Origin of the sequence: Nocardioides sp. (genome assembly GCF_044226305.1) — a bacterium.
GTDB lineage: Bacteria > Actinomycetota > Actinomycetes > Propionibacteriales > Nocardioidaceae > Nocardioides.
Map to the genome: position 1 here is coordinate 57,434 of NZ_JBGAHF010000006.1, position 26,548 is coordinate 83,981.

At 73.4% G+C, this 26,548-nt stretch carries 23 protein-coding genes; 7 read left to right on the forward strand and 16 right to left on the reverse strand.

Annotated features, from left to right (window positions below; all coding sequences use genetic code 11):
* Positions 1-24 precede the first annotated feature (24 nt).
* The 10 genes from efeU to ACILQ5_RS08160 form a co-directional block, all read right to left on the reverse strand.
* Entirely contained in the window at positions 25-888 is an 864-nt protein-coding gene (gene efeU, locus ACILQ5_RS08115) for an iron uptake transporter permease EfeU (RefSeq protein WP_395657479.1), read from the reverse strand.
* Positions 889-941: 53 nt separating this feature from the next.
* Positions 942-1,601: a DsbA family oxidoreductase gene (locus ACILQ5_RS08120; protein WP_395657480.1), complete on the reverse strand. Its 660-nt coding sequence runs from the start codon at positions 1,599-1,601 to the stop codon at positions 942-944.
* 28 nt (positions 1,602-1,629) lie between these two features.
* Positions 1,630-3,435, reverse strand: a complete 1,806-nt coding sequence (locus ACILQ5_RS08125) for a sensor histidine kinase (protein ID WP_395657481.1) — start codon at positions 3,433-3,435, stop codon at positions 1,630-1,632.
* A 27-nt stretch (positions 3,436-3,462) separates the two neighbouring features.
* Positions 3,463-5,124, reverse strand: a complete 1,662-nt coding sequence (locus ACILQ5_RS08130) for an APC family permease (protein ID WP_395657482.1) — start codon at positions 5,122-5,124, stop codon at positions 3,463-3,465.
* A gap of 161 nt (positions 5,125-5,285) precedes the next feature.
* Complete coding sequence (gene ilvC / locus ACILQ5_RS08135; protein WP_395657483.1) at positions 5,286-6,314, reverse strand: ketol-acid reductoisomerase; 1,029 nt, start codon at positions 6,312-6,314, stop codon at positions 5,286-5,288.
* Positions 6,315-6,340: 26 nt separating this feature from the next.
* Complete coding sequence (ilvN, locus tag ACILQ5_RS08140) at positions 6,341-6,895, reverse strand: acetolactate synthase small subunit (protein ID WP_395657484.1); 555 nt, start codon at positions 6,893-6,895, stop codon at positions 6,341-6,343.
* A complete protein-coding gene (locus tag ACILQ5_RS08145; protein WP_407077005.1) occupies positions 6,892-8,649 on the reverse strand; it encodes an acetolactate synthase large subunit in 1,758 nt (585 codons plus the stop codon). Before ACILQ5_RS08145 ends, ilvN begins: the two co-directional genes overlap by 4 nt.
* Before the next feature lie 270 nt (positions 8,650-8,919).
* The gene (locus ACILQ5_RS08150) at positions 8,920-9,591 is read right to left on the reverse strand and encodes a 4a-hydroxytetrahydrobiopterin dehydratase (RefSeq protein WP_395657485.1); all 672 of its coding nucleotides are present in this window, start codon (positions 9,589-9,591) and stop codon (positions 8,920-8,922) included.
* Positions 9,588-10,004 carry a VOC family protein gene (locus tag ACILQ5_RS08155; protein WP_395657486.1) on the reverse strand — a complete coding sequence of 139 codons (417 nt, stop codon included), beginning with the start codon at positions 10,002-10,004 and terminating at the stop codon, positions 9,588-9,590. The genes ACILQ5_RS08150 and ACILQ5_RS08155 overlap by 4 nt, the downstream gene beginning before the upstream one ends.
* 46 nt (positions 10,005-10,050) lie before the next feature.
* Positions 10,051-11,037 (reverse strand): GlxA family transcriptional regulator, encoded by a 987-nt coding sequence (locus tag ACILQ5_RS08160; protein ID WP_395657487.1) that lies wholly within the window; start codon positions 11,035-11,037, stop codon positions 10,051-10,053.
* Between the two features lie 205 nt (positions 11,038-11,242).
* On the opposite strand from ACILQ5_RS08160, the gene ACILQ5_RS08165 reads away from it, so the two are divergent.
* Together ACILQ5_RS08165 and ACILQ5_RS08170 are read left to right on the forward strand one after the other, a co-directional pair.
* A complete protein-coding gene (locus ACILQ5_RS08165; protein WP_395657488.1) occupies positions 11,243-12,229 on the forward strand; it encodes a DMT family transporter in 987 nt (328 codons plus the stop codon).
* Positions 12,226-12,573: a UBP-type zinc finger domain-containing protein gene (locus ACILQ5_RS08170; RefSeq protein ID WP_395657489.1), complete on the forward strand. Its 348-nt coding sequence runs from the start codon at positions 12,226-12,228 to the stop codon at positions 12,571-12,573. The genes ACILQ5_RS08165 and ACILQ5_RS08170 overlap by 4 nt, the downstream gene beginning before the upstream one ends.
* A gap of 10 nt (positions 12,574-12,583) precedes the next feature.
* On the opposite strand, the gene ACILQ5_RS08175 is transcribed toward ACILQ5_RS08170, so the two are convergent.
* The 4 genes from ACILQ5_RS08175 to xylB are packed head-to-tail and all read right to left on the reverse strand — an operon-like array spanning position 12,584 to position 17,276.
* Positions 12,584-13,588 carry a beta-ketoacyl-ACP synthase III gene (locus tag ACILQ5_RS08175; protein WP_395657490.1) on the reverse strand — a complete coding sequence of 335 codons (1,005 nt, stop codon included), beginning with the start codon at positions 13,586-13,588 and terminating at the stop codon, positions 12,584-12,586.
* 17 nt (positions 13,589-13,605) lie between these two features.
* The gene (locus ACILQ5_RS08180; RefSeq protein WP_395657491.1) at positions 13,606-14,640 is read right to left on the reverse strand and encodes a S66 peptidase family protein; all 1,035 of its coding nucleotides are present in this window, start codon (positions 14,638-14,640) and stop codon (positions 13,606-13,608) included.
* Between the two features lie 3 nt (positions 14,641-14,643).
* Entirely contained in the window at positions 14,644-15,870 is a 1,227-nt protein-coding gene (locus tag ACILQ5_RS08185) for a kynureninase (protein WP_395657492.1), read from the reverse strand.
* Entirely contained in the window at positions 15,867-17,276 is a 1,410-nt protein-coding gene (xylB, locus tag ACILQ5_RS08190; RefSeq protein WP_395657493.1) for a xylulokinase, read from the reverse strand. Before xylB ends, ACILQ5_RS08185 begins: the two co-directional genes overlap by 4 nt.
* A gap of 26 nt (positions 17,277-17,302) precedes the next feature.
* Between xylB and ACILQ5_RS08195 the strand changes: the two genes are divergently transcribed.
* Positions 17,303-18,199 (forward strand): aldose 1-epimerase family protein, encoded by an 897-nt coding sequence (locus tag ACILQ5_RS08195; protein WP_395657494.1) that lies wholly within the window; start codon positions 17,303-17,305, stop codon positions 18,197-18,199.
* Here ACILQ5_RS08195 and ACILQ5_RS08200 read toward each other — a convergent pair.
* Together ACILQ5_RS08200 and ilvD are read right to left on the reverse strand one after the other, a co-directional pair.
* A complete protein-coding gene (locus ACILQ5_RS08200) occupies positions 18,186-19,247 on the reverse strand; it encodes a hypothetical protein (RefSeq protein WP_395657495.1) in 1,062 nt (353 codons plus the stop codon). The genes ACILQ5_RS08195 and ACILQ5_RS08200 overlap by 14 nt on opposite strands.
* 17 nt (positions 19,248-19,264) lie before the next feature.
* Positions 19,265-20,947, reverse strand: a complete 1,683-nt coding sequence (ilvD, locus tag ACILQ5_RS08205; protein ID WP_395657496.1) for a dihydroxy-acid dehydratase — start codon at positions 20,945-20,947, stop codon at positions 19,265-19,267.
* Positions 20,948-21,026: 79 nt separating this feature from the next.
* On the opposite strand from ilvD, the gene ACILQ5_RS08210 reads away from it, so the two are divergent.
* The 4 genes from ACILQ5_RS08210 to ACILQ5_RS08225 are packed head-to-tail and all read left to right on the forward strand — an operon-like array spanning position 21,027 to position 26,548.
* On the forward strand, positions 21,027-21,461 hold the full coding sequence (locus ACILQ5_RS08210) for a hypothetical protein (RefSeq protein ID WP_395657497.1): 435 nt from the start codon (positions 21,027-21,029) through the stop codon (positions 21,459-21,461).
* Positions 21,462-21,489: 28 nt separating this feature from the next.
* Positions 21,490-23,217 (forward strand): hypothetical protein, encoded by a 1,728-nt coding sequence (locus ACILQ5_RS08215; protein ID WP_395657498.1) that lies wholly within the window; start codon positions 21,490-21,492, stop codon positions 23,215-23,217.
* An 11-nt stretch (positions 23,218-23,228) separates the two neighbouring features.
* Entirely contained in the window at positions 23,229-23,969 is a 741-nt protein-coding gene (locus ACILQ5_RS08220; RefSeq protein WP_395657499.1) for an HAD family hydrolase, read from the forward strand.
* Positions 23,966-26,548, forward strand: coding sequence for a glycoside hydrolase family 65 protein (locus ACILQ5_RS08225; protein WP_395657500.1), 2,583 nt, complete (start codon positions 23,966-23,968; stop codon positions 26,546-26,548). Before ACILQ5_RS08220 ends, ACILQ5_RS08225 begins: the two co-directional genes overlap by 4 nt.

The following is a 26,548-nucleotide window of genomic DNA, read 5'->3' on the forward strand; positions in this document are numbered from 1 at the left end:
TGCTTTCTGGGCTCGGATTTCCGGTCAGCGGTTGACGGGGGTCGGCGCCGGGGCCGGCGACGCGGCCGCGGCACTGCGGCGCCGGGCGCCGCGGAGGAACAGGAACATCACCGGGACGACGTACAGGACCCAGACCACGGCCTCGAGGACGGTGGTGGCCGGTGAGAAGTTGAAGACACCCTTGAGCAGCGTGGCGTACCAGGTGCTCGGGTCGATGGTGTCCGAGACGTCCCAGGCCAGCGTGTTGAGGCCGGGCAGGATGCCGGCCTCCTGGAGGTCGTGGACGCCGTAGGAGAGGACGCCGGCCGCGACCAGGATGAGGAACGCGCCGGTCCAGGTGAAGAACTTCGCGAGGTCGATGCGGATCGCGCCGCGGTAGAGCAGGTAGCCGAGCACGACCGCGGTCGCGATGCCGAGCGCGGCCCCGAGCAGCGGCTGCCAGGTGGCGTCGCTGTCGCGGGTGACGGCCTCGGTCGCCGACCAGAGGAACAGCGCGGTCTCGAGGCCCTCGCGCCCGACGGCGAGCACGGCGACGAGGACGAGCGCCCACCAGGAGCCCTCGGCCGCCTGGTCGATCTGGCCGCGCAGCTCGCCGCTGAGCGACCGCGCGGCGCGCGCCATCCAGAAGATCATCCAGGTGACCAGGACGACGGCGAGGATCGACAGGATCCCGCCGATCGCCTCCTGCGCCTCGAAGGTGAGGCTCCGCGGCCCGAAGAACAGCGCGAAGCCGAAGGCCAGCGCCACGGCGACGGCGATGCCGACGCCGAGCCAGATCCGGGGCAGCAGGTGCCGTCGGTCGGTCTTGACCAGGTACGCGACGAGGATGCTGACCACGAGGGCCGCCTCCAGTCCCTCGCGCAGGCCGATCAGGTAGTTGGCGAGCACGGTCCGGATGCTACGCGAACCTGGTTAGGTTTGCCTAACCAAAGTGGAACTCGTCACGACGGCACCGGGTGCGACTCCGCCCAGGCCTGCTGGAGCAGCCGCTCGAAGACCGCGGCCGGCTGGGCGCCGGAGACCGCGTAGCGGCGGTCGACGACGAAGAACGGGACACCGGTCGCGCCGAACGCGCGCGCCTGCGCGACGTCGGCCTCCACCGCGTCGGCGTACTCGTGGCCGGCGAGCACCTCGGCGACCCGCGCCGGGTCGAGGCCGGCCGCCGTCGCGACCCGCGCGAGCACCGCGTGGTCGCCGACGTCCTCGGCGTCGAGGAAGTACGCCGCCAGCAACGCCTCGGCGAGCCGGGCCTGGATGTCGGGGCCGCCGGTGTCCAGGGCGAGGTGCAGCAGCCGGTGCGCGTCCACGGTCTTGGTGTGCACCGTCTCGAAGAGCCGCAGCTCGAGGCCGTCCTCGGCCGCGAGGTCGATCAGCTGCTGCTGCATGTCGCGCATCTCGTCCTCGGTGCGGCCGTACCGGCGCGCGATCACGCCGGTCGAGAGCTCCGTCCCGTGCTGCGGGGCGGTCGGGTCCAGCTCGAAGGAGCGGTGGACGACCTCCACCTCGTCGGCGTGGTCGAAGCCCGCGAGCGCGGCCTCCAGGCGACGCTTGCCGACGAAGCACCACGGGCAGACGACGTCGCTCCAGATCTCGATACGCACGTGGGCCGAACGTCGGGCGGCCCGACGCTCATTCCCCCTCGCGCGCGGCGGGGAGCGTCACCGTGAACGTGGCGCCCTCCCCCAGCCGCGACTCGACCGCGACCTTGCCGCCGTGCCGCTCGACGATGGTGGCCACGATCGCCAGCCCCAGCCCGGTGCCGGGCTCGCTGAGGGCGGCCGGGTTCGTCGTCCGGAAGAACGCGCCGAAGAGCCCGGCCTGGTCCTCCTCGGAGATCCCGAGCCCGTCGTCGGAGACCCGCACCACGACGTCCTTGCCGGCACGCTCCGCGGACACGGTGACGTGGCCGCCGCTCGGGGTGTACTTGACCGCGTTGCTGACCAGGTTGCCGAGCATCCGGTCGAGCTCGCCGGGGTCGCCGCAGACGAGCAGCGGCGCGTCGGCGAGGACGACGTCGAGGGTCTGCTCCTTGGCACGGACCGTGGACTCCACCAGCAGCGTGACGTCGCCGACCAGGTCGGCCAGGTCCACACCGGCCCGGACCAGCGGGTGCTGCGGATGGCTGACCCGGGCCAGCAGGAGCAGGTCGTCGACGACCTTCTGCATCCGGTCCGCGCCCCTCGCCATCGCCGCGACGAAGCGCTCCGCGTCCGGCGGCACGCCGTTCATCTCGAGCAGCTCGAGGTTGCCGGAGATGACGGTCAGCGGGGTGCGCAGCTCGTGCGAGAGCGTGGCGATCAGCTGGGTGCGGTAGGCGTCGAGCTGCTGGAGCTCGTCCACGAGGTCGCGCTCGCTCTCCAGGGCGCGGGAGGTGAGCAGGGCGGCACCGAGGTCGTGTCCGATCTCGAGCGCCGAGGTGGTCTCGACCGTCGACCACGGCGGGTCCTGCGCCCGCCGGGTGAGCACCAGGAAGCCGACGCACTCGGTGCCGACGCCGAGCGGCACGGCCAGCACGGAGGAGAGCTCGAGGTCCGCGAGCTGGCGGTGCACGGGGTCGGGGACCTCGGTCGACTCGCCGGCGCTGACCACCAGCACCCGCTGCTCGTCCCACAGCTGCGGCGCGATCTGCGCCGCGAGCGCGACGACCTCGTCGGAGAGGTGCACCATCTCGCCCACGTGGGACCGGGCGTAGCCGAAGCCCGCACGGCGCCCGTCGAGCACGTGGATCCACGACCCGCTGGCGCGGAAGCCCTTCACCAGCGAGCGGTGGGTGTGCCGCAGCACGTCGTCGAGGGTGGTGTGCGTGGAGATCGAGGCGGAGCGGACCAACCGCCGGGCCGCCTCGGCGTGCGCGACCTGCTGGACCAGCTCCTCCCGCTCGAAGGCCGTCAGCACGGCCCGCTCGGCCTGCGCGGCGTATCGCTCCAGCAGCCGGCGCTGGGCCTCGTCGGGCCGGCGCCCCGAGACCGGGTTGTCCACCGAGAGCACGCCCACCAGCCGGCCGTCGTCGTCGGTCAGCCGCCCGACGAGCACGTCGAGCGGGTTCCAGGCGTCGGGCAGCGGCGCCGCCGGCTCCTCGGCGGTGACGACCCAGTGACCGTCGAGGTCGCCGTCGTAGCGCTCGGCGGGCAGGAAGTGGAACCGGCCCCAGGTGTCGCCGCGCTCGACGACCGGGTCGATCACCGAGACCGGGTCGGGGTTGTCGATGAGGTAGTCACGGAACTGCTCGGGGCCGGTGTAGGCCATGGTGACGAGCTCGTCGTCGAGCACGACCGAGAGCGCGGCGACCTCGAAGCCGATCATCTCGGCCACCGACTCCACCATCAGCTGCAGCACCGAGCGGGCAGCCGAGTCCGACCAACCCGTGTGGTCGGGGTGGCTGACCAGCTCGGGCACGGGCACGGGTGCGGACGGCCCGGATCCCTCCGTCTCCACCCGCGCAACCTACCGTCCGGAGGGCGTTTAGTGGGCGACCGGCTCCATGCCCTCCTCCGGGAGCTCGACCTCGCCGATCATCTCCTCGATCATCGCGGTCGGCAGCGCCACCGCCATCGCCCAGTAGTAGACGACCAGGCTCCAGCCGGCCACGACGAGGGCGTCCCAGCCGAACGGGATGAGGGCGTCGTCGCCCTTCGGCCCGAAGTCGCTGATGTAGACGATCACGCCCATGCCGAGCAGGTACGGGATCAGCCACGACGCGGCCTTCCAGTCCAGCGTCGGCTTGTGGGAGTTCAGGCCGAGGACCCGGTTGCCGACCAAGATGGCGTAGCCGATGAGGATCGTGACGCCGAGCTTCCAGATGGTGTCCCACCCGGTCCACAGGATGATCAGGTTCGCGATGATGAAGGCCAGCGGCGAGATGACCGCGGCGGCCGGCAGCCGGTAGGGGCGCTCGGCGTCGGGCAGGCGACGACGGAACGCGCCGAGCGAGAGGGGCGCGCCGCCGTACATCAGCACCGAGGCGCTGGTGATCAGCCCCACCAGCGACTGCCAGCTCGGGAACGGCAGGAAGCAGATGCAGCCGGTGACGAAGGCGGCGATCAGCCCGGCCCACGGCACGCTGCGCTTGTTGGTCCACTCGAAGACGGCGGGGACGTAGCCGTTGCGGGCCAGGCCGTAGGCCAGGCGCGAGGAGCCGGTCGTGTAGATGAGGCCCGTTCCTCCCGGGCTGATGATGGCGTCGGCGTAGATGATCGCGGCCAGCCAGCCGAGCGAGAGTAGGGTCGCGATCTCGGCGAACGGGCCGGTGAAGGTCGTGTAGAGCCCGGGGCCGACCTGGTCCCAGGTGTCGCCGATCGCGCTCGCTGGCAGCGCGAAGAGGAACACGATCTGGAGCAGGATGTAGAGGATCGTCCCGAAGATGACCGACCCGATGATCGCGAACGGCACGTCGCGCTTGGGGTTCGCGGACTCGCCGGCCAGCTGGTCGGCCTGCTCGAAGCCGAGGTAGCTGAAGATGATGCCGCCGGTGGAGACGGCGGCGAAGATGCCCTTGAGGCCCTCCGGGCTGAAGCCGTTGGCCGCCGTCAGGTTGCCCGGGTTGAAGTTGGCGATCGCCAGCACCAGGATCGTCAGCAGCGGGATCGCGATCTTCCACCAGGTCGCGGCGCTGTTGGTCGTGGCCAGGCGCTTGACCCCGAGGAAGTTGATGGCCGTCAGCAGCGCCATCAAGATGATCGCCACGACGATGCCGGTCGTGCTGAGGACCGCCGTCTCCGGGTCGATCCAGCCCTTCGCGAAGTCGTAGTGGCCGGCGTAGGTCAGCATCGCCGAGACCTCGATCGGCGCCACCGTGGCCGCGTTGAGCCACGCGAACCAGCCGAACGACGCACCGGCCACGCCCCCGAAGGCGTAGTGCGGGAACCGGGCGGTGCCCCCGGAGACGGGGTACATGCCGCCGAGCTCGGCGTGCACGAGCGCGAGGACCACGATCGCGATGCCGCCGATCACCCACGAGATGATCGCGGCCGGGCCGGCGGCGATCAGCGCCTCCTGCGGGCCGAAGAGCCACCCCGAACCGATGATCGAGCCCATCGAGGCCCACATCAGGCCGATCAGCCCCACCTCGCGGAGGAGCTTGGTGCTGCGCTGCTTGGTCTCGCGCTCCTGCGTGCCGGTGGTCATGTCCGAGTGCCTCCTGCGGCCGAGCCGTCGGTCCACGCCCCGATGACGTGCACCGCAGGACCTCGTACCCACCCCGGTCCGCGGCCGAAACGCCCGCGGCCGAAATGCGAGTCGGCGCAGATGTCCGTGACATCTGCGCCGACCCGGCGTCGCGCGGGGCGTCAGCGGGTGGCGGTGCCCTCGGTGTAGTCCGAGTCGTGCGACTTCACCCAGGCCATCAGCTTGCGCAGCTCGCGACCGGTCTCCTCGATCGGGTGCTGCTCGCCCTTCTTACGCAGGGCGGTGAACTCGGGCGAGCCGGCGTCCTGGTCGTCGATGAAGCGCTGGGCGAACGAGCCGTTCTTGATGTCCTCGAGGACGGCCTTCATGTTCTCCTTCACCTCGGGGGTGATCACCCGCGGGCCGGAGACGTAGTCGCCGTACTCGGCGGTGTCGGACACCGACCAGCGCTGCTTGGCGATGCCGCCCTCGTACATCAGGTCGACGATGAGCTTCAGCTCGTGCAGGCACTCGAAGTAGGCGACCTCGGGCTGGTAGCCGGCCTCGGTGAGCACCTCGAAGCCGTACATCACCAGCTGGGAGGCGCCGCCGCAGAGCACGGCCTGCTCACCGAAGAGGTCAGTCTCGGTCTCCTCGGTGAAGGTGGTCTTGATGCCGCCGGCCCGCAGACCGCCGATGGCCTTGGCGTACGACAGCGCCAGCGGCCAGGCGTTGCCGGACTCGTCCTTCTCGACGGCCACGAGCACGGGCACGCCGCGCCCGTCGACGTACTCGCGGCGGACCAGGTGGCCGGGGCCCTTCGGGGCGACCATGAAGACGTCGACGCCGGCCGGCGGGGTGATGTAGCCGAAGCGGATGTTGAACCCGTGGCCGAAGACGAGCGTGTCGCCCGGGGCCAGCTGCGGCTCGATCTCCTCGGCGTAGAGCTTCCGCTGGTGCTGGTCGGGAGCGAGGATGACGACGACGTCCGCCTCCTCCGCCGCCTCCGCGGGGGTGACCACCCGCAGGCCCTCGGCCTCGGCCTTCGCGCGGCTCTTCGAGCCCGGCTGCAGGCCGACGCGGACGTCGACGCCCGAGTCGCGCAGCGACAGCGCGTGGGCGTGGCCCTGGCTGCCGTATCCGATGACCGCCACGTTCTTGCCCTGGATCAGGGACAGGTCGGCGTCGTCGTCGTAGAACATCTCAGCCACGGGGGCTACTCCTTCTGGTTGGAACCTCAGCCCGCCGCGGGCGGGGCGGGGACGGTCACCGGGCGCAGGGTGCGCTCGGAGATGGAACGGGAGCCGCGACCGATCGCGACCATGCCGGACTGCACGAGCTCGCGGATGCCGAACGGCTCCAGCACGCGCAGCAGGTCGGACAGCTTGTCGGCGTTGCCGACCGCCTGGATCGTGACCGCGTCGGGCGCGATGTCGACGACCTTGGCGCGGAACAGCTGGACGGCGTCGAGGACCTGGCCGCGGGACGCGGCGTCGGCGCGCACCTTGACCAGGAGCAGCTCGCGGTTGACCGAGGCGGACCCGTCGAGCTCGACGATCTTGATCACCTCGACCAGCTTGTTCAGCTGCTTGGTCACCTGCTCGAGCGGCGACTCCTCCACGTTGACCACGATCGTCATCCGGGAGACCTCGGGGTGCTCGGTCGGACCGACGGCCAGCGAGTCGATGTTGAAGCCGCGACGGCTGAACAGGCCCGCGATCCGGGCCAGGACGCCGGGCTTGTTCTCGACCAGGACCGAGAGGGTGTGCCGGGTGTCGCTGCGTTCGCTCATGGCCGGAGCTCCAGGTCTGCGTCGTCGGCGAACTGGGGGGCCAGGTCGCGCGCGTACTTGATGTCGTCGTTGCTCGTGCCGGCGGCGACCATCGGCCACACCATGGCGTCGCGGTGGACCCGGAAGTCGACGACCACGGGGACGTCGTTGATCTCCATCGCCTTGCCGATCGTGGCGTCGACGTCGTCCGGGCTGTCGCAGGCCAGGCCCACGCAGCCGTAGGCGTCGGCGAGCTTGACGAAGTCCGGGATCCGCTTGGAGTGCAGGTCGGTGTTGGAGTAGCGCTCGTTGTAGAAGAGCGTCTGCCACTGACGGACCATGCCCAGCGACTCGTTGTTGATGATCGCGACCTTGATCGGGATGTCGTTGATCGCGCAGGTGGCCAGCTCCTGGTTGGTCATCTGGAAGCAGCCGTCGCCGTCGATCGACCACACGGTCGAGTCGGGCATGCCGACCTTCGCGCCCATCGCGGCCGGGACCGAGAAGCCCATCGTGCCGAGGCCGCCGGAGTTGATCCAGGTGCCGGGGTGCTCGTAGCCGATGAACTGCGCGGCCCACATCTGGTGCTGGCCGACACCGGAGGTGTAGATCGCCTCCGGGCCGGCGATGGCGCCGAGCCGCTCGATGACGTACTGCGGCGCGAGGCCCCCGTCGGCGGGCTTGTCGTAGCCGAGGGCGTACTTCCGCTTCACCCCGGCGAGGAACTCCACCCACGCCTCGTAGTCACCGGTGTGGCCGGCGTCGGCCTCCGCCGTCAGCGCGACGACGAGGTCGCTGATCACCTCGCGGCAGTCGCCGACGATCGGGACGTCGACCGCGCGGTTCTTGCCGATCTCGGCCGGGTCGATGTCGGCGTGGATGACCCGGGCACCGGGCGCGAAGGAGTCGAGGTTGCCGGTGACCCGGTCGTCGAAGCGGGCACCGAGGCTGATGATGAGGTCGCTGCGCTGGAGCCCGGCGACCGCGGCCACCGTGCCGTGCATGCCCGGCATGCCGAGGTGCTGCGGGTGGCTGTCGGGGAACGCACCGCGGGCCATCAGGGTCGTGACCACCGGCATCCCGGTGAGCTCGGCGAGGACCCGCAGCTCACGAGCGGCACCGGCGCGGATGCAGCCGCCGCCGACGTAGAGGACCGGACGGCGCGCCTCGAGGATGAGCCGGGCGGCCTCGCGGATCTGCTTGGAGTGCGGCTTGGTCACCGGGCGGTAGCCGGGCAGGTTCAGCTCGGTCGGCCAGTGGAACGTCGTGGTCGCCTGCAGCGCGGACTTCGCGACGTCGACGAGCACCGGGCCGGGACGCCCGGTCGAGGCGATGTAGAACGCCTCGGCGACGGTGCGCGGGATGTCGGCGGGGTCGGTGACCAGGAAGTTGTGCTTGGTGATCGGCATCGTGATGCCGCGGATGTCGGCCTCCTGGAAGGCGTCGGTGCCGATCATCGCGGCGCCGACCTGGCCGGTGACGGCGACGATCGGGACGGAGTCCATGTGGGCGTCGGCCAGCGGGGTGACCAGGTTGGTCGCGCCGGGTCCGGAGGTGGCCATGCAGACGCCGACCCGGCCGGTCGCGGCGGCGTACCCCTGCGCGGCGTGCCCGGCGCCCTGCTCGTGGCGCACCAGGACGTGCCGGATGGAGGAGTCCATGAGGGGGTCGTACGCCGGGAGGATCGCGCCGCCCGGGATCCCGAAGATGTCGGTGGTCCCCGCGGCCTCCAGCGACCTGATCAGGCTCTGGGCGCCTGTCACCTGCTCGCTCATCGGTCTGTGTCCTGTCTCGTTGCCCTGCCGTGCCCTGCTGATGGTTCAGCCCAACAAAAAACCCCTCGGCCCGGCGACGGGCGGCGAGGGGTGACGTGCGTGCGGAGTCGGTCCGACTCAGCTCACACGTCGCGTGCGTACAAGAATGTCCTGGCGCATGGGCTCACCGTAGCCGCCCGGGGCTCACGCCCGCATCCGAGTGTGACAGGCGTCCCAGCATCCGGGACACCCGTCTCAGCCCGTGTCACCCAGCCCGTCACTCAGCCCGTGTCACTGGGCGGCGGGCTCCCGGCCGTCCGCGGTGCACACGCAGACCTTGTTGCCGTGGGCGTCGGCCAGCACCCAGAACGCCGGCGCGTACTCGTCGGTGACCAGCGACCCGCCCGCCGCGACCGCGGCGGCCACCCGCTCCTCGGCGACCTCGCGCGGGACGACGATGTCGAGGTGGAACCGCTGCTGCACCTCCCCCGTCGCGTCCGGCGCCTCCTGGAACCAGAGCGCGTTGTTGCGGCCGCCGGGGTCCTCGACCTGGTGGTAGGCCTCGTCGTCGTAGCCCAGCACCGTGGCCCAGAACGGCTTCACGACCTCCCCGTCCGGGACGTCGAGGGCGAGCTCCAGCGTCGAGACCTCGCGGGGCGCCGCCTCGATGCCGAGCTCGGCCGCGATCGCGGAGATCCGGCGGGCCAGCTCGATGTCGCGGCTGGTCACGCCGTGCACGTCGTGGCTGTGCAGGTCGACGTCGACCTGCGGATAGGTCAGCACCACGTCGGGATGGTGGTCGGCCTCCTCCGCCGCCTCGGTGATCCGGGTGACCAGCTCGAGCCCCTTCACGAAGCTCCCGGTGCGGAACCGGGCGTGCAGCTTCATGAGGAAGAAGCGCCAGTCGGCCAGCGCCTCGGCCTGCACCTGCGGGTAGCGCAGCACGGTCTTCGGGTCGTTCACGGGAGCACCACCTGTCCGATCGGTCCGGGATTGTGCGCGACCTCCCAGCGGTAGCCGTCGGGGTCGCCGAAGTAGCCGGTGTAGCCGCCCCAGTCGCGCGCGACGGCGTCGGTGACGGGCTCCGCACCCGCGGCCCGGGCGGTCGCGAGCACGGCGTCGACCTCCTCGGGCGCCGGCACGTTGTGGGCGAGGGTGATCGGGGCGAGGCCGGGGCCACGCCTGATCGGCCCGACCTCGGCCTCGAAGCCGGCCTCCGCCCACAGCGAGAGCACGAGGTGCTGCCCGGCCTGGATCATCAGCACCTCCCCCGGCACGTCGAGCGCGGCCTCCCAGCCGAGCCCGTCGAGGTAGAAGGAACGCGTCGCGTCGAGGTCACGGACGGCGAGGGTCACGAAGCTGATCCGCTGGTCCATCGCTCCACCTTGGCACAGGCCGCCGACACTCCGGCCCGCCGCGGGCTCAGCCGGCCGCGATCCGCTCCAGCACCGGGTGTGCCTCGCGCGAGAACGTCGCGCGGTAGTCGCGCGGCGAGGTCCCCAGGGCGCGCTGGAAGTGGGCGCGCAGCGTCACCGCCGAGCCGAACCCGCTGCGCCGGGCGACGACCTCCACCGGCAGGTCGGTGGTCTCGAGCAGCCGCTGCGCCAGCAGCGTGCGCTGCTGCAGCAGCCACTGCAGCGCGCTGGTGCCGGTGCGCTGCCGGAACTGTCGCGTGAACGTGCGCCGGCTCATCACGGCCCGGGCCGCGAGCTCCTCGACCCCCATCGGCTCGTCGAGGTGCTCCAGCGCCCATTGCATGGCGACCGCCAGCCCGTCGTCGGCGCGGACCTCGGGCACCGGCACGTCGACGTACTGGGCCTGTCCCCCGGCCCGGTGCGGCGGGACCACCATCCGTCGCGCGACCGCGTTCGCGACCTCGGCCCCGCTGAGCGAGCGCAGCAGGTGCAGGCACAGGTCGATGGCGGCGGCGGTCCCGGCGGAGGTCAGCACGTCCCCCTCGTCGACGTAGAGCACCTGCGCCTCGACCCGCACCTGGGGGTAGCCGGCGGCGAGGTCGGCGGCGTACTTCCAGTGGGTCGTCGCACGCCGGCCGTCGAGCAGGCCGGCCTCGGCCAGGACGAACGCCCCGCCGCAGAGACCCGCGACCCGCGCCCCGCGCGCGTGCGCCCGGCGCAGCGCCTCGAGCAGGCGGGTGGGCAGCGGCTGACCGGCGAGCCGCCCCCACCACGGGACGATCACCACGTCGGCGTCCTCCAGCGCCTCCAGGCCGTACGGAGCCTGGAGGACGACGCCGCCGCTGGACCGGATCGGCCCGCGGCCGGCCCGCGCGACCCGGACCTCGTGGCGCGGCAGCCCGTCGTCGGTGCGGTCGGCTCCGAGCACCTCGCACGGGACGGACAGGTGGAACAACGGGGTCTCGTCCAGCGCGACCACGGCGACGACGGCCATCCGGGCCTCCTCTCGAAGACCCCAGCCTAGAAGTCCCGATCCGCTCCGCACCATGGCCCGCGGGCCACCTGACACCCAGATCGGGCCATCGGTCCGCCGGTCCTGCCCGACTGGCCCGAAGTAGTCGATCGTCGACCTGCGGGCCACTGTCGACGTGGTCGGTCGCGGCCCAGGCTGGCACCCCACCCGAGAGAAAGGACCCCCGATGTCCTCGCACCGCCCCCTGGGCGTGGCCGCCGCCGTCATCACCACCCTCGCGTGGGGTGGGATGTTCGTCGTCGCCGAGTCGGCCTTCCCGCACGTCGACGCGGTCTGGCAGACCGCGATCCGGTACGGCGCCGCGAGCGTCGTCTTCCTGGCGCTGCTCGCGCTCGTCGAAGGTCGTCGCGCGTTCGCGCGCGGCCCCGAGCTCCGCACCGTGGCGGTCCTCGGGACCGTCGGGTTCGCAGGCTTCAACCTCCTCGCGTTCGTGGGTCTGCGCTGGACCACCCCGCAGGCCGCGTCGCTGATCGTCTCCACCATGCCGATGATCACGGCGTTCGTCCTCTGGGCACGCACCGGCGTGCGACCGCGGGCCGCGACCTGGGTCACCGGGGTCGTCGCCCTCGTCGGCGTCGCCACGGTCCTCGGCGACGGCGACCCGCTCGCCGTCCTGCACGGCGGCCTCGGCCGGGGGGACCTGCTCGTGCTGCTCGGCGCGACCTGCTGGGTCGTGTACACGACCGGTGCCGCGGGCCTCCCGGACTGGTCACCGCTGCGCTACACCGCGCTGAGCGCCACCGCGGGAGCGGTGGTGATCGTCGCGATCGCGCTGGTCCTGTCGTCCCTGGACGTGCTGACCGTGCCGACCGGTGCCGACCTGGCCGCGGTCGCCTGGCAGCTCGTCTACGTCGTGGTGCTCGCCGCGGTGGTCGCGGTGCTCTGCTGGAACCACGCGATGCGGGTGCTCGGACCGCAGGACGGCGTGCTGTTCATCAACCTGGTGCCCATCACCACCTTCACCGTGCAGGCCTTCCGCGGCCACGCACCTCAGGCGGGTGAGCTGGTGGGCGTCGGCCTCACCGTCGCGGCCCTGGTGGCCAACAACCTCTGGTCGCGCCGGGCCCGCCCGGCGGCGGCGGGGACCATCCCGGCCCCCGGCCGTGTCGAGGCCCCGGGCCGGGCGGGGCGGGACCGTAGTCTCGTGGCATGAGCGAGCGCGCCGGCATCGACCCGTCCGTCCCGCCGAGCGGCGCCGGGTGCGTCGAGTGCGACGCCGCCGGCGGGTGGTGGGTGCACCTGCGCCGGTGCGCCCAGTGCGGGCACGTCGGCTGCTGCGACACCTCCCCCGCCCAGCACGCGACCGCGCACTTCCGCGCGACCGGCCACCCGGTGATCACCAGCTTCGAGCCCGGCGAGGACTGGTTCTGGGACTACGCCACGGAGGAGGGGTTCGAGGGACCGGCGCTGGCCTCCCCGGACTGCCACCCCGCGGACCAGCCGGCGCCGGGGCCGCGGGGCCGGGTGCCGCTCGACTGGCGCCAGCACCTCCACTGAGGCCGCGGGGCTACAGCCCGGCGACCGGCGGGACCCGGACGACCTGCCCGGCGTAGCTGAGACCGGCGCCGAACGCGATCAGCAGGGCGGTGTCGCCCGGCTTCGCCTCGCCCTGGCGGACCATCGCCTCGATCGCCAGCGGGACCGAGGCGGCCGAGGTGTTGCCGGAGTCCTGGACGTCGCGGGCGACGGCGATGCCCTCGGGCAGCTTGAGGTTGCGGGCCAGGGTCTCGGTGATCCGCAGGTTGGCCTGGTGCGGGATGAACGCGTCGAGGTCGGTGAGCTCGAGGCCGGCGCCCGCGACCGCCTCGCGCGCGACGTCGACCATCGCGAACGGCGCCCACCGGAAGACCTGGGTGCCCTCCATCTGCACGACCAGGGGGTGGTCGTGGTCGAGGGTGTCGCACTGCATCGACTGCGTGATCACGTGTGACCTCGAGCCGTCCGAGCCCCACGCCACGGGCCCGATGCCGGGGTCGTCGGAGGGACCCAGCACGACGGCGCCGGCGCCGTCGGCGAAGATGAACGCCGTCCCGCGGTCGGTCGGGTCCATGAAGGTGCTGAGCCGCTCCACGCCGACGACGAGGACGTGGCCGGCGTTGCCGCCCCGGACCAGGTCGGAGCCGATCGAGAGCGCGTGGCAGAAGCCCGCGCACCCCGCGGACACGTCGAACGCCGCTGCGCGCGAGCCGAGCCGGTCGGCGAGCACCGGCGCCGCCGCCGGGGTGTGCTGGACGTGCGTCGAGGTCGCGACGATCACGGTGCCGAGGTCGGCCGCCGCCACGCCGGAGACCTCGAGCGCACGCTGCGCCGCGATCTCGGCCATGTCGAGCAGCGACTCGCCCTCGGCGGCGTACCGCCGGGTCCGGATCCCCGAGCGGGTCTGGATCCACTCGTCGCTGGAGTCCAGCACCTCGCAGATCTCGTCGTTGGTCACGATGCGCTCGGGTCGGTGGACACCGAGGCCGAGCATCGCGGTCGCGGTCGCGCCGGACCGCTGGGTGATGGTCGTCACGGACCGAAGGCTACGGCCTAGGCGAGCATCTGCGTGATCTCCCGACGATCCCCGTCCACCACGACCCGGGCGAGGGCGCCGTTGACGAGCGGGAGGTACGGCGCGACGTGCCCGCACTCGACGTCGAGGACGAGCGGGACGCCGAGGTCGCCGAGGGCGTCGACGACCGCGCCGGTCTGGGTGAGGTCGCGCGCGTCCGGGGCCGAGGTGCGGCCGACGAGGACGGCGTTGGCGTGCTCGAACCAGCCGGCGTAGCGCATCGAGTGCAGGACGCGGGCGATCGAGTAGGCGCTGTCCTCGCACGCCTCGAGGTAGACCACCAGTCCCTCGGCAGCGTGCTGGCGCCCGAACGACCGCACGTCGCCGTACGGCGTCGCGGCGACCGGGCCGAGGACGTCGATGCAGCCGCCGACCAGCCGGCCGGTGACGTCGACGGGCTCGTCGCCGACCACCCGCCAGGTGCCGGGCGCGTCGAGGCGCAGCGTGTCGACCCCCGGGTCGCCGACGTAGTCGTCCCACCCGGTCGAGCGGTAGCGGCCCGGGCTCGACTGCGTGAACGGCCCCGGGCCGGAGGCCACCTCGGTCCAGTGGAGGAGCCCGTCGGGCGCGGCGTAGGGGCTGTCCATCAGGTTCGCGCCGTGCAGCGTCGCCCAGCCCAGGCGCAGCGTGACCGGGAGCAGCACCGTCGTCATGTCGCTGTAACCGACCAGCCAGGTCGGCTCGGCGTCGGCGAGCTCGGCCCAGCCGATGCGGTCCAGCACGTCGATCGCCAGCTCGCCGCCCCACGGCGGCACGACCGCGCGGATCGACGGGTCGGCCAGCATGGCGGTCAGCTCCGCGGCCCGCTGCTCCTTCGGCGCCGACACCACGCCGTCGGTGCCGAGGCACGCACCGAGGACGACCTCGTAGCCGCGGTCGCGCAGGGACCGCACCGCCACCTCGAAGCGGGCCTGCATCTCCGGCTGCACGCCGCTGGAGGGCGCGGTGACGCCGATCCGGTCACCCTGCTCGAGCGGTCGGGGGAAGCGCAGTCGCGGCAGGGTCAGCTCCATGCCTCAGGTTGACAGCCCGTCGAGGGTGGCGCGAACCATTTCGAGCCCGCGCTCGACCTCCGCGAACGAGGTCGAGAGCGGCGACAGCCCGATCCGCAGGCCGCCCGGGTCGCGGTAGTCGGGGATGACGTCCTGCTGCCACAGCGCCGCGGTGACCTCGCGCATCAGCGGGTGGTCCAGGGTCACGTGCCCGCCGCGCTGCGCGGGGTCGCGCGGGGACGCCAGCACCCCGCCGTGGTCGCCGAGCAGCGACTCGGCCACCTCGACGGCGTACGACGTGAGCTCGACCGACTTGGCCCGCACGGCAGGCATGCCGACCTCCTCGACGAGGTCGAGCATGTCCTGCACGGCCAGCATCCCGACGATCGGCGGCGTGCCGGACAGGAACCGGCGGATGCCCTCGGCCGGCGCGTAGGTCGGCCCCATGAGGAACGGGTCGACCGCCCCCATCCAGCCCTGGATCGGCTGGGTCAGCGTGTCGAGGTGCCGCCGCGCGACGTAGCAGTAGGCGGGCGAGCCGGGCCCGCCGTTGAGGTACTTGTAGGTGCAGCCGACCGCGAGGTCCACGCCGGCGTCGTCGAGAGCGACCGGCACCGAACCGGCGGAGTGGCACTCGTCCCACAGCACCAGCGCACCCGCGTCGTGCGCGATCCGGGTCAGCTCCGGGACGTCGGCCAGCCAGGCCGACCGGTAGGCGACGTGGGACAGCACGACCAGCGCGGTCTGCTCGCCGACGGCCGCTGCGAGCAGGTCGGGGGTCACGCCCGCCGCCCGGTCGACGTCGATCCAGCGCAGCGTGAGCCCGCACTCGTCGGCGATGCCCGCAGCCACGTAGCGGTCGGTCGGGAAGTTGTCCCGGTCGATGGCGATCTCGGTGCGGCCCGGCCGGGCGGCCACCGCGGCGCGCATCAGCTTGTAGAGCAGCACCGTGGTCGAGTCGCCCACCGCCGTCTGCCCCGGCCCGGCGCCCAGGACGACCCGGCCGAGGTCGTCGCCGATGGTGCGCGGCAGGTCGAACCAGCGCTCGTCCCAGCCGCGGATCAGCCGCCCGCCCCACTCCTCGTCCACGAACCGCGCGAGCCGCGGGCCGGTCACCTTCAGCGGCCGCCCCAGCGAGTTGCCGTCGAAGTAGACCAGCGACGACTCGGCGCCGACGAAGCGGTCGCGGTAGCCCGCCAGCGGGTCGCGGGCGTCCCGCCCGGCCCCGCCCACGCCCACCTCGGCGCTCACGGCCGGCTCGCCGTCAGGTCGCGGACCTCGGCGTACCGGGCTCGCACGGCCGGGGTCGCGGGGACCTCCGTCGCGACCGCGTCGGCGAGCGGCCACGCCGGCGGCTCGGCGGCGCCGGAGAGCACCCAGGCCGCCTGCCGCGCGGCGCCGCGGGCGACGTACTCCCCCGGCGGCGGCACGGTCACCGGCAGCCCGAGCACGGCCGACGCGATCTCGCGGACGGCGCGGGACCGGGCGGCCCCGCCCACCATCACGACTCGCTCGACCGGGGTGCCCAGCGCGCGCACCGCGTCGAGGCCGTCGGCGAGGCCGCACAGCATCCCCTCCACCGCGGCGCGGGCGAGGTACGCCGGGTTCGTGGTCTCGAGGCGGAGCCCGTGCAGTGCCCCGGTGGCGTCGGGCTTGTTCGGCGTGCGCTCGCCCTCGAGGTAGGGAACGAGCACCAGCCCGCCCGCGCCGGCGGGGGCGGACAGGGCCAGCTCGGAGAGCCCGTCGTGGTCGGTGCCGAGCAGCCGCTCGGCCGCGTCCAGCACCCGTGCGGCGTTCATGGTCGCGACCAGCGGGAGGTAGCGGCCGGTCGCGTCGGCGAACCCTGCCACCGCGCCGGTCACGTCGCCGACCGGCCGGTCGGCGACCGCGCAGGCCACCCCGGACGTCCCGATCGAGATCACCACGTCGCCGCTGACCGCGCCCAGGCCGAGGGCGGCGGCCGCGTTGTCGCCGGTGCCGGGTCCGAGCACCTGACCGGCGGGGGTGCGGCCGGCCACCTCGGACGGGCCGAGCACCCGCGGGACGACGGCGTCGTGGCCGAGCCCGAGCTCGAGCAGGTCGTGGCGGTACTCCCCCGTCGTCGGCGACCAGTAGCCGGTGCCGCTCGCCTCGCCGCGGTCGGTCACCAGCGCGTCGATCCCGGGGGCGCCGGCCAGCCGCCAGGTGATCCAGTCGTGCGGCAGGCAGACGGCCGCGGTGCGGGCCGCGTTCTCCGGCTCGTGGTCGCGCAGCCAGCGGAGCTTGGTGACGGTGAACGACGCCACCAGCACCAGGCCGACGGCGTCCACCCAGGCCTGGGGGCCGCCGAGCTCGCCGATCAGGTCGAGCGCCGCCGGCGCCGACCGGGTGTCGTTCCACAGCAGTGCCGGCCGGACCACGGCACCGGACCCGTCGAGGCAGACCATGCCGTGCTGCTGGCCGCCGACCGCGATCGCGGCGACGTCGTCGAGCCCGCCCGCCGCCGCGGACGCCTGTTCGAGCGCGGCCCACCAGTGGTCGGGGTTGACCTCGGTGCCGTCGGGGTGCGCGGCGCTGCCGGCGCGGACCTGCTCGCCGGTCTCGGCGTCGCAGACGACGACCTTGCAGGACTGGGTCGAGGAGTCGATCCCTGCGACGAGCGTGCGGTCGGTGGGCATGGGGCGGATTGTGTCAGGCTGCGCCCATGCGCGAGCCGTCCGGACACACGCTGGTGCTGCGGCACGGCTCGTACGCCGCCGAGGTCGTCGGCGTGGGCGCCGCCCTGCGCTCGCTCACGCACGACGACCGGCACCTGGTGGCGGGCTGGCCGGCCGGCGAGATCTGCCGGGACTACCGCGGCTGGGTGCTCCAGCCGTGGCCCAACCGCGTGGGCGACGGCCGCTACGACTTCGACGGTGCGACCCACCAGCTGCCGCTCACCGAGCCCGAGAACAGCAACGCCCTGCACGGGCTCGCCGGCTGGAACCACTGGGAGGTGCACCACCCCGACGCCGCCCGGGCGGTGCTCCGGCACGAGCTGGTGCCTCGCGACGGCTACCCCTTCGCCCTCGACCTCACCGTCGACTACCACCTGCGCGACGACGGGCTGCACGTCGCGGTCGCGGCCACCAACGTGGGCGACGGGCCCGCGCCGTACGGCGCCGGCCACCACCCCTACCTGACACTGGGCCGGCCGGCCGACGAGCTCGAGCTGACCGTGCCCGCCGCGACGTGGTGCCCGATGGACGAGCGCGGCCTCCCGGGGCCGAGCCGGCCGGTGGACGGGACGCCGTACGACTTCCGCACGCCGCGGGTGATCGGGGACCTGGTGGTCGACCACCCCTTCGGCGACCTGACCGGCGGGCCGGCGGTGCTGCGCGACCCGGCGTCGGGTCAGGCGACGGCGGTGCACCTCGGTGAGGGCTGCCGGTGGCTGCACGTCTTCACCTGCGACACCCAGGAGCCCGCCCGCCAGGCGGTCGCGATCGAGCCGATGAGCTGCCCGCCCGACGCCTTCCGCACCGGCACGGACCTGGTCGTGCTCGAGCCGGGCGGGTCCCACCGGCTGGCGTTCTCGATCGCCGCGGTCACTGGAAGCTGACGAACCGCACCGGCGGGCGCAGTGCGCGGACGGCCGGCCCGCCCATCCGGTCGACGTCCTCGTCGTAGAACAGCTTGAAGCCCATCGTGAAGGTCCGCGGCCGCGCGACCGCGTGGTACGTCGCCCGCTTCTGCTGCCGCGTGCCGAACCCGTCGACGTGCTGGACCATCGCCAGCCCCGGGCGGCGCACGACGTCCTCGACGTGCTCGACCATGTCGACGCGGAACTGGTGGAGGACGAACAGCTTCTGCGGCAGCCGCTCCCGCCGGGTCAGCGCGGCGAGCCAGGCCGAGGTGCGGTTCACCTCTCGCGCCGAGACCTGACCGATGGTGCGGGCCGGGACCTGGTGCGGCGCCATCCGCCACTCGGGGTCGAGGGCCAGCCCGACCCACGGGTCGCGCAGCGCCCAGGCCCAGCGCCTCGCCACGTCGAGGAAGCCGCTGCGCCCGGGCTGGAGGTCGAGGACGAGCAGGGCGTGGTGGCGGTGCGCGGCGGCGACGTACCGCTCGACCTCGGCGCGCGGGACGTCGTGGCTGTAGTCGCCGTCCGGGCCCGGGCTGCCGTCGGCGATGGTGACGATCAGCTCGTAGACGTGGCGCACCGGCCGGTCGGGCCCGCCGAAGGGCCGGGCCGCACGCCGCAGCCGGGCGTCCATGGTGGCCGGGTCGCTCTCCCCCAGCACGCCCATCGCCGCGGTCTGGGCGGTCCCGTAGTAGGCCACCAGCACGTGGCCGCCTCCGAAGACCCGGGTCCCGCCGTCGGGCAGCGGTGCGGGGCTCCGCTCGGGATCGGGGTGGTCGGCGCCCTGCGTCGGTGCGGGGGTCTCGACGACGCTCGGCGCCGGCGCGCCTCCCTGCTCGACCACCGAGGGGGACGGCTCGAGCGCCGGCGCGCCTCCCTGCTCGACCGTCGCGGGCCCGCCCACGGGCGCGGCCGAGCGCGCCACGACACCGGGGTGCTCGACACCCCAGGCGACCACGATCAGCGCGGTGATCGCGAGGAGCACCAGGAACATGACCGGACCGCGGTGGTCCGGGTCGTCGGTCATCTCCGGGGTGCCACCGGTCAGCTCGTGATCGCGCCGTGGGCGGCGGACTGCACGACCTTGGCGTACTTGCCCAGGACGCCGCGGGTGTACTTCGGCGGCAGCGGCTCCCAGCCGACCTTGCGCTGCTCCCACTCGGCCTGGTCGGCGACCTCGACCTCGAGCAGCCGGTTGGCGACGTCGAGGGTGATGGTGTCGCCGTCGCGGACGAAGGCGATCGGGCCGGCGTCGACGGCCTCGGGCGCGATGTGGCCGACGCAGAGCCCGGTCGTGCCGCCCGAGAAGCGGCCGTCGGTGATCAGCAGCACGTCCTTGCCGAGGCCGGCGCCCTTGATCGCGCCGGTGATCGCGAGCATCTCGCGCATGCCGGGGCCGCCCTTGGGACCCTCGTAGCGGATGACCACGACGTCGCCGTGCTGGATCCGCCCCTCCTCGAGGGCGTCCATCGCGGCGCGCTCGCCGTCGAAGACGCGAGCGGTGCCGGTGAAGACGGAGTCGTCGAAGCCGGCGGTCTTCACGACCGCGCCCTCGGGCGCCAGCGAGCCCTTGAGGATCGTCAGCCCGCCGGTCGCGTGGATCGGCCGGTCCATCCGGCGGATCACGTCGTCGTCGAGGCCCGGGGGTGCCAGCTCGGCGAGGTTCTCCGCCATCGTCCGCCCGGTCACGGTCAGGCAGTCGCCGTGCATCAGCCCGGCGTCGAGCAGCGCCTTCATCACGACGGGGATGCCGCCGATCTTGTCGACGTCGTTCATCACGTAGCGCCCGAACGGCTTGAGGTCCGCGAGGTGCGGCACCTTGTCGCCGACCCGGTTGAAGTCGTCGATGGTGAGGTCGACCTCGGCCTCGCGGGCCATCGCGAGCAGGTGCAGCACCGCGTTGGTGGAGCCGCCGAGGGCCATCACGACGGTGATGGCGTTCTCGAACGCCTCCTTGGTCATGATCTGGCGCGCGGTGATGCCGTGGCGGAGCAGGTTGACGACGGCCTCGCCGGAGCGGTGCGCGAACCCGTCGCGGCGGCGGTCGACCGCCGGCGGGGCGGCGGAGCCCGGGAGGGACATGCCGATCGCCTCGGCGACGGCGGCCATCGTGTTCGCGGTGTACATGCCGCCGCACGCGCCCTCGCCCGGGCAGATCGCCCGCTCGATCCGGTCGACCTCCTCGCGGGTGATCTTGCCGGCCAGGCAGGCGCCGACCGCCTCGAAGGCGTCGATGATCGTCACGTCGTTGCCGTCGACCTGGCCCGGCATGATCGAGCCGGCGTAGAGGAAGACGCTCGCCAGGTCCAGCCGCGCGGCGGCCATCATCATGCCGGGCAGCGACTTGTCGCACCCGGCGAGCAGGACCGAGCCGTCGAGCCGCTCGGCCATCATCACGGTCTCGACCGAGTCGGCGATGACCTCGCGGGAGACCAGCGAGAAGTGCATGCCCTCGTGGCCCATCGCGATGCCGTCGGACACCGAGATGGTGCCGAACTCCAGCGGGTAGCCCCCGGCCGCGTGGACGCCGTTCTTCACGGCCTGCGCGAGCCGCTGGAGCGACAGGTTGCAGGGGGTGATCTCGTTCCAGCTCGAGGCGACGCCGATCTGCGGCTTCTCCCAGTCCTCGTCACCCATGCCGACGGCCCGGAGCATTCCTCGCGCAGCGGTCTTCTCGAGACCGTCGGTCACGTCGCGGGAGCGGGGCTTGATGTCGGGGCCGGTCATGCCCCGAAGGGTAGTCGCGGGTCACGGGCCCGCGGGGGCGGAGGTCACGATGTGACCCGGTCGGTCACGCCTCCTGGGCATGACCACGACACCTGCACCCACGACCCTGACCGACACCGCGCTCGCCGAGGAGCTGGCCGGCAAGCTGGTCCGCTTCCTCGAGACCAACACGCCGCCCGACGGCCTCTTCGCCCCGGACCTGTTCACCGACTTCACGATGCCGCTCTGGCGGCTCCAGGCCGACACCCGCGACGGCGGCGTCCAGCTGCGGCGGGCCGGCCACCCCGGCGGCGGCCGGGTGCCGCGCACCCGCCTCGACGTGACCGGTACCGGCTTCCTGCTCGAGGTCGAGGAGGAGTGGGAGGACCGCGGCCGGCGCTGGTACTGCCGCGAGCTGATGCGCTGTGACGTCGCCGACGGCGTCGTCTCGCAGATCTCGGTCTACTGCACCGGCGACTGGGACGAGGAGACCGTGGCCCGGCACGCCGAGGCCGTGCACCTGGTGCGCCCCTGACGGCCGGCGCCGACGGCATACTCGGCTCATGGCCGGCCGACGAGCGGAGCTGGTCGCGGCGTTCCGGGACGCCCGGGCGACCGGCGACCCTGCGCTGATGGCCGAGGCCGCGCTCGCGCTGCCGCGCGGCCAGGGCTTCGGGGTGCACCCGGGCGAGGTCCCGGCGTACCTCCACGAGGCGCTCCTGGCCGCCGGCGACGACCGCACCCGGGCCCGGCTGCTGGCCGCGCTCGCGCGGGCCTGGGTGTACGGCGGCGAGGCGGCTCGTGCCGCGGACTTCGCCGCGCAGGCGCAGGAGCTGGCCGCGGGCATCGCCGACCCGGAGCTGACGGCCGACGTCCTGGACGCCGCCCTGCTCGCGCACTGGGGGCCGGACGACTTCGCCGAGCGGGTCCGGCTCGCGGCGCGGCTGGAGGAGGTCAGCGCCCACCTCGTCGACCCCGAGGCGCGGCTCACCGCCCACCTGTGGCGGCTGACCACCGCGTGGGAGTGCCTCGACGTCGTCGCCGTCCGCCGCCAGCTGCGCGGGCTCGAGCTGCTCGAGGCCGAGGCCGGGTCGCCGCGGGTCACGTTCTACGCGCGGTCGCGGCAGGCCATGCACGCCCTGGTCGTCGACGACCTCGAGCGCGCGGCCGCGCTCCTCGAGGAGGTCACCGAGGTCGGCCGTTCCCTGGCCGAGGCCGACGTCGAGGCGGTCGTGCACAGCCTCGCGGCCGACCTCGCCCGGCAACGCGGCGACACCGCAGCCATGCGCGCCGAGGCCGCGGCCTACGAGGCCTACGGCGACGCCGAGGGGATCGTGTCCGTGCTCGCCGAGGCCGCGGTGCTGTGGCTCGACGCCGGGGACCCCGCCCGGGCCGGGGCCGTCGTCGACCGCCTCCCCCGCCCCGCCGAGGTGCCCGAGGACGTCGACCTGCTGCTCACCGTGTCCTCCCTGGCCCACGTCGCCGCCGCGACCGGCCGCACCGACCTCGCGGCCGAGTGCGCCGACGTGCTGGCGCCGTACGCCGGCCGCGCGGTCGTCAACGCCGCCGCGGTCTCCTTCGACGGCGTGGTCGACGACGCGCTCGCCCGGGTCACCTCCGAGCCGTCGCGGCGGGCGGCGGCGCTCGCGGCGTACCAGCGGATCGGCGCGACCTGGTGGGCCGAACGGCTCGGCGCCCCGCCGCCGGCTCCGCCGGGCGCACCGCTGGTGGTCCACCTGCACCCGGACCCGGGCGGGACCTGGACGGTCGGGCGGGACGGCGCGACCGCGACGCTGCCGGACCTGCGTGGGCTCCACCACCTGCGGCTGCTGATCGGCCGGCCCGGCGTCGAGGTCCCGGCCGCCGACCTGGCCGGCGGTGCCGGCGGGCCGCGCGAGGGCGACCTCGGCCCGACCCTCGACGACGCCGCGCGGCGGGCCTACCGCACCCGGCTCGCCGAGCTGGACGCCGAGATCGAGGAGGCGGACGCCTGGGCCGACACCGGCCGCTCCGAGCGCGCCGCGCTCGAGCGCCAGGCGCTGCTCGACGAGCTCGGCCGCGCCACCGGGCTCGCGGGCCGCGACCGGCGCTCCGGGGCGACCGCGGAGCGGGCCCGGACCGCGGTGCGCAAGACGATCGCGGCCGCGCTGGCGAGGGTCGACCGGCACGACCCGGCGGTCGCCCGGCTGCTGCGCGACACCGTGCGGACCGGCACCGTGTGCGTCGCCGAGCCCGACCCCGCGCGCCCCGTCCGGTGGGTTCTGGAGAGCGGGACGACCGGCACGTCCTAGCCTTGGTGCTCGTGACCGTCACCTGGCAGGACTACGACGCCGTGCTGTTCGACCTCGACGGCGTCATCACGCCCACCGCCGAGGTGCACATGCGGGCCTGGTCGGACATGTTCAACGCGTTCCTCGGGTCCTGGGAGGGCGACGGCGACACTGCGCCGTACACCGACGCCGACTACTTCGCGCACGTCGACGGCAAGCCCCGCTACGACGGGGTGCGCGACTTTCTCGTCTCGCGGGGCATCGGGCTGCCGGAGGGCAGCCCCGACGACCCGCCCGAGGCCGACACCGTGTGCGGGCTGGGCAACCGCAAGAACGACGCGTTCAACGTGGTGCTGGCCCGCGACGGCGTGGTGGCCTACCCCGGGTCGGTGCTGCTCCTCGACCACCTCGACGGGATCGGTGTCCCCATGGGCGTGGTCTCCTCCTCGGCCAACGCGCCCGCGGTGCTCGAGGCGGCGGGCCTCCTGGACCGGTTCCGGACCGTCGTGAGCGGCCGGGTCGCCAACGAGCTCGGGCTGGCCGGCAAGCCGGCACCCGACACGTTCCTGCACGCGGCCCGCGAGCTCGACGGCACCGCCGAGCGCTCGGTGGTCCTCGAGGACGCCGTCTCCGGGGTCCGGGCCGGGGCTGCCGGCCACTTCGGGCTCGTCGTCGGGGTCGACCGCGGCGCCGGCGCCGACGTCCTGCGCGAGGCCGGGGCCGGGGTCGTCGTCGCCGACCTCGCCGAGCTCGTCCCGGGCGGGGCGGCGTGAACCGCCCCGCGGTCGGCCCGGACCCGCTCAACCGGGGCCGCTTCCCGGTCGACCCCTGGTCCCTGGTGGAGACCAGCTACCGGCCCGACGACATGGGCGTGACCGAGACGCTGTTCACGGTCGCGAACGGCTACCTCGGGATGCGCGGCAACCCCGAGGAGGGGCGGCCGTCCTACGAGCACGGCACCTTCGTCAACGGGTTCCACGAGACCTGGCCGATCCGGCACGCGGAGTCCGCCTTCGGCTTCGCCCGCACCGGCCAGACGATCGTCAACGCGCCGGACACCAAGGTGCTCAAGGTCTACGTCGAGGACGAGCCGCTCACGTTCGGCACGGCCGACCTCGAGCACTACGAGCGGTGCCTCGACTTCCGCGACGGCGTGCTGCGCCGGCACCTGATCTGGCGCACGCCGTCGGGCAAGCGGGTGCGGATCGACTCGACCCGCATGGTCTCGATGACCCAGCGCCACCTCGCGATCATGACCCTCGAGATCGAGGTGCTCACCGGGGACGCCCCGATCGTCATCTCGTCCCAGATCCTGAACCGCCAAGACGGCATGGACGAGTACCGGATGCCGCAGGACGCCGCCCTCGCCGCCGTCGACCCCCGCAAGGCGGCCGCGTTCGGCGAGCGGGTGCTGCTGCCGCGGATGAGCTACGCCAACCGCGACCGGATGCTCCTCGGCTACCAGTGCGCCCACTCCGGCATGACGCTCGCGGTCGCCGCCGACCACGTGCTCGAGACCGAGGACGAGCACGAGGTGGTGGCCCGCTCCGACGACGACCAGGCCAAGGTGGTCTTCCGCGTCGACGCGACGCAGGGCCGCACGATGCGGCTGATCAAGACCGCGACCTACCACAGCTCGCGCGGCGTCCCTGTCCGCGAGCTGTCGGACCGCTGCGACCGGACCCTGGACCGGGCCAAGCGCCACGGTCTCGACCACTACGTCGAGGACCAGCGCGCGTGGTACGCCGACTTCTGGGCCGGCGCCGACGTCGAGATCGGCGGCAGCACCGACCAGCACCGGGCGGTGCAGCAGGCGGTGCGGTTCAACCTCTTCAGCCTCGCCCAGGCAACCGGTCGCATCGACGGCCAGGGCGTCCCGGCCAAGGGCGTCACCGGGTCGGGGTACGAGGGCCACTACTTCTGGGACACCGAGGTCTACGTCGTCCCGTTCCTCACCTACACGCAGCCGGAGGTCGCCCGCAACGCGCTGCACTTCCGGTCGGTCATGCTCCCGGCCGCCCGGGAGCGGGCCCGCGAGCTCGCGCAGAGCGGGGCGCTGTTCCCCTGGCGCACGATCAGCGGCGAGGAGGCGTCGGCCTACTACGCGGCCGGGTCCGCCCAGGTCCACATCGACGCCGACGTCGCGTACGCCCTGATGAAGTACGTCCGCGCGACCGGCGACCACGGCTTCCTCGTCCGCGAGGGCATCGACATCCTGGTCGAGACGGCCCGGATGTGGGCCGACCTCGGGTTCTGGCGCAGCAACGGCGAGCCGTCGTTCCACATCCACGGCGTCACCGGGCCCGACGAGTACACGACGGTCGTCAACAACAACCTCTTCACCAACGTGATGGCCCGCTTCAACCTCGAGCAGGCCGCCGAGGCGATGGAGTACATCCGCGAGCACCACCCCGAGGAGCACGTCCGGGTGGCCGCGCGACTGCACCTGGAGCCGGGCGAGGTCGAGGAGTGGCAGCGCTGCGCGGACGGCATGACGATCCCCTACGACGAGGGCCTGGGCATCCACCCGCAGGACGACTACTTCCTCGACCGCGAGGTGTGGGACCTCTCCCAGACCCCGGACGAGCTGCGCCCGCTGCTGCTGCACTACCACCCGCTGGTGATCTACCGGTTCCAGGTGCTCAAGCAGGCCGACGTGGTGCTCGCCCTCTTCCTGCAGGGCGACCGGTTCACGCTCGAGGAGAAGCGCGCCGACTTCGAGTACTACGACCCGATCACCACCGGCGACTCGACGCTCTCGGCGGTCGTGCAGTCGGTCATCGCGGCGGAGGTCGGCTACCACGAGGCGGCCCTGCACTACTTCCACCAGTCGCTCTACGTCGACCTGATGAACCTCCACGGCAACACCGTCGACGGGCTGCACGTCGCCTCGACCGGCGGCGTGTGGAGCGCCCTGGTCTTCGGCTTCGCCGGGATGCGCGACCACGACGGGTCGTTGCAGTTCGACCCCCGGCTCCCGGCGACGTGGGACAGCCTGACCTTCCGGCTCTGCTGGCAGGGCACCCGGGTGCTGGTCACCCTCACCGAGGAGCGGATCCGGTTCGAGGTCGTCTCCGGCGACGCCGACGTACCGCTGTCGGTCCGCGGTCGGTCGTTCGTCGTGCGGCCGGACGCCCCCGTCGTCGTCGAGCTCCCCGACCAGGGCGAGCGCATCGACGGCCTGCTCGGGGACCGGCCGATCGTCGGCGGTCAGCGCGCCGACGGCAGCACCATCACCGCGGGCGTCCCGGAGCCGATCCACGCGCACGACGAGCTCGCCGACGCCACCGGGGAGATCCCGGTCCAGCTCCTCGACCTGCCGGCGGCGACACCGCACCTGCCGACGTCCTGA

What these genes read in the sequence shown, in the direction of transcription:
- ACILQ5_RS08130 (WP_395657482.1), bottom strand. Translation starts at nt 5,124, where the DNA reads ATGACCACCGGCACGCAGGAGCGCGAGACCAAGCAGCGCAGCACCAAG.
- ilvN (WP_395657484.1), bottom strand. Translation starts at nt 6,895, where the DNA reads ATGAGCGAACGCAGCGACACCCGGCACACCCTCTCGGTCCTGGTCGAG.
- ACILQ5_RS08145 (WP_407077005.1), bottom strand. Translation starts at nt 8,649, where the DNA reads ATGAGCGAGCAGGTGACAGGCGCCCAGAGCCTGATCAGGTCGCTGGAG.
- ACILQ5_RS08155 (WP_395657486.1), bottom strand. Translation starts at nt 10,004, where the DNA reads ATGGACCAGCGGATCAGCTTCGTGACCCTCGCCGTCCGTGACCTCGAC.
- ACILQ5_RS08160 (WP_395657487.1), bottom strand. Translation starts at nt 11,037, where the DNA reads ATGGCCGTCGTCGCCGTGGTCGCGCTGGACGAGACCCCGTTGTTCCAC.
- ACILQ5_RS08165 (WP_395657488.1), top strand. Translation starts at nt 11,243, where the DNA reads ATGTCCTCGCACCGCCCCCTGGGCGTGGCCGCCGCCGTCATCACCACC.
- ACILQ5_RS08170 (WP_395657489.1), top strand. Translation starts at nt 12,226, where the DNA reads ATGAGCGAGCGCGCCGGCATCGACCCGTCCGTCCCGCCGAGCGGCGCC.
- ACILQ5_RS08180 (WP_395657491.1), bottom strand. Translation starts at nt 14,640, where the DNA reads ATGGAGCTGACCCTGCCGCGACTGCGCTTCCCCCGACCGCTCGAGCAG.
- xylB (WP_395657493.1), bottom strand. Translation starts at nt 17,276, where the DNA reads ATGCCCACCGACCGCACGCTCGTCGCAGGGATCGACTCCTCGACCCAG.
- ACILQ5_RS08195 (WP_395657494.1), top strand. Translation starts at nt 17,303, where the DNA reads ATGCGCGAGCCGTCCGGACACACGCTGGTGCTGCGGCACGGCTCGTAC.
- ACILQ5_RS08200 (WP_395657495.1), bottom strand. Translation starts at nt 19,247, where the DNA reads ATGACCGACGACCCGGACCACCGCGGTCCGGTCATGTTCCTGGTGCTC.
- ilvD (WP_395657496.1), bottom strand. Translation starts at nt 20,947, where the DNA reads ATGACCGGCCCCGACATCAAGCCCCGCTCCCGCGACGTGACCGACGGT.
- ACILQ5_RS08210 (WP_395657497.1), top strand. Translation starts at nt 21,027, where the DNA reads ATGACCACGACACCTGCACCCACGACCCTGACCGACACCGCGCTCGCC.
- ACILQ5_RS08215 (WP_395657498.1), top strand. Translation starts at nt 21,490, where the DNA reads ATGGCCGGCCGACGAGCGGAGCTGGTCGCGGCGTTCCGGGACGCCCGG.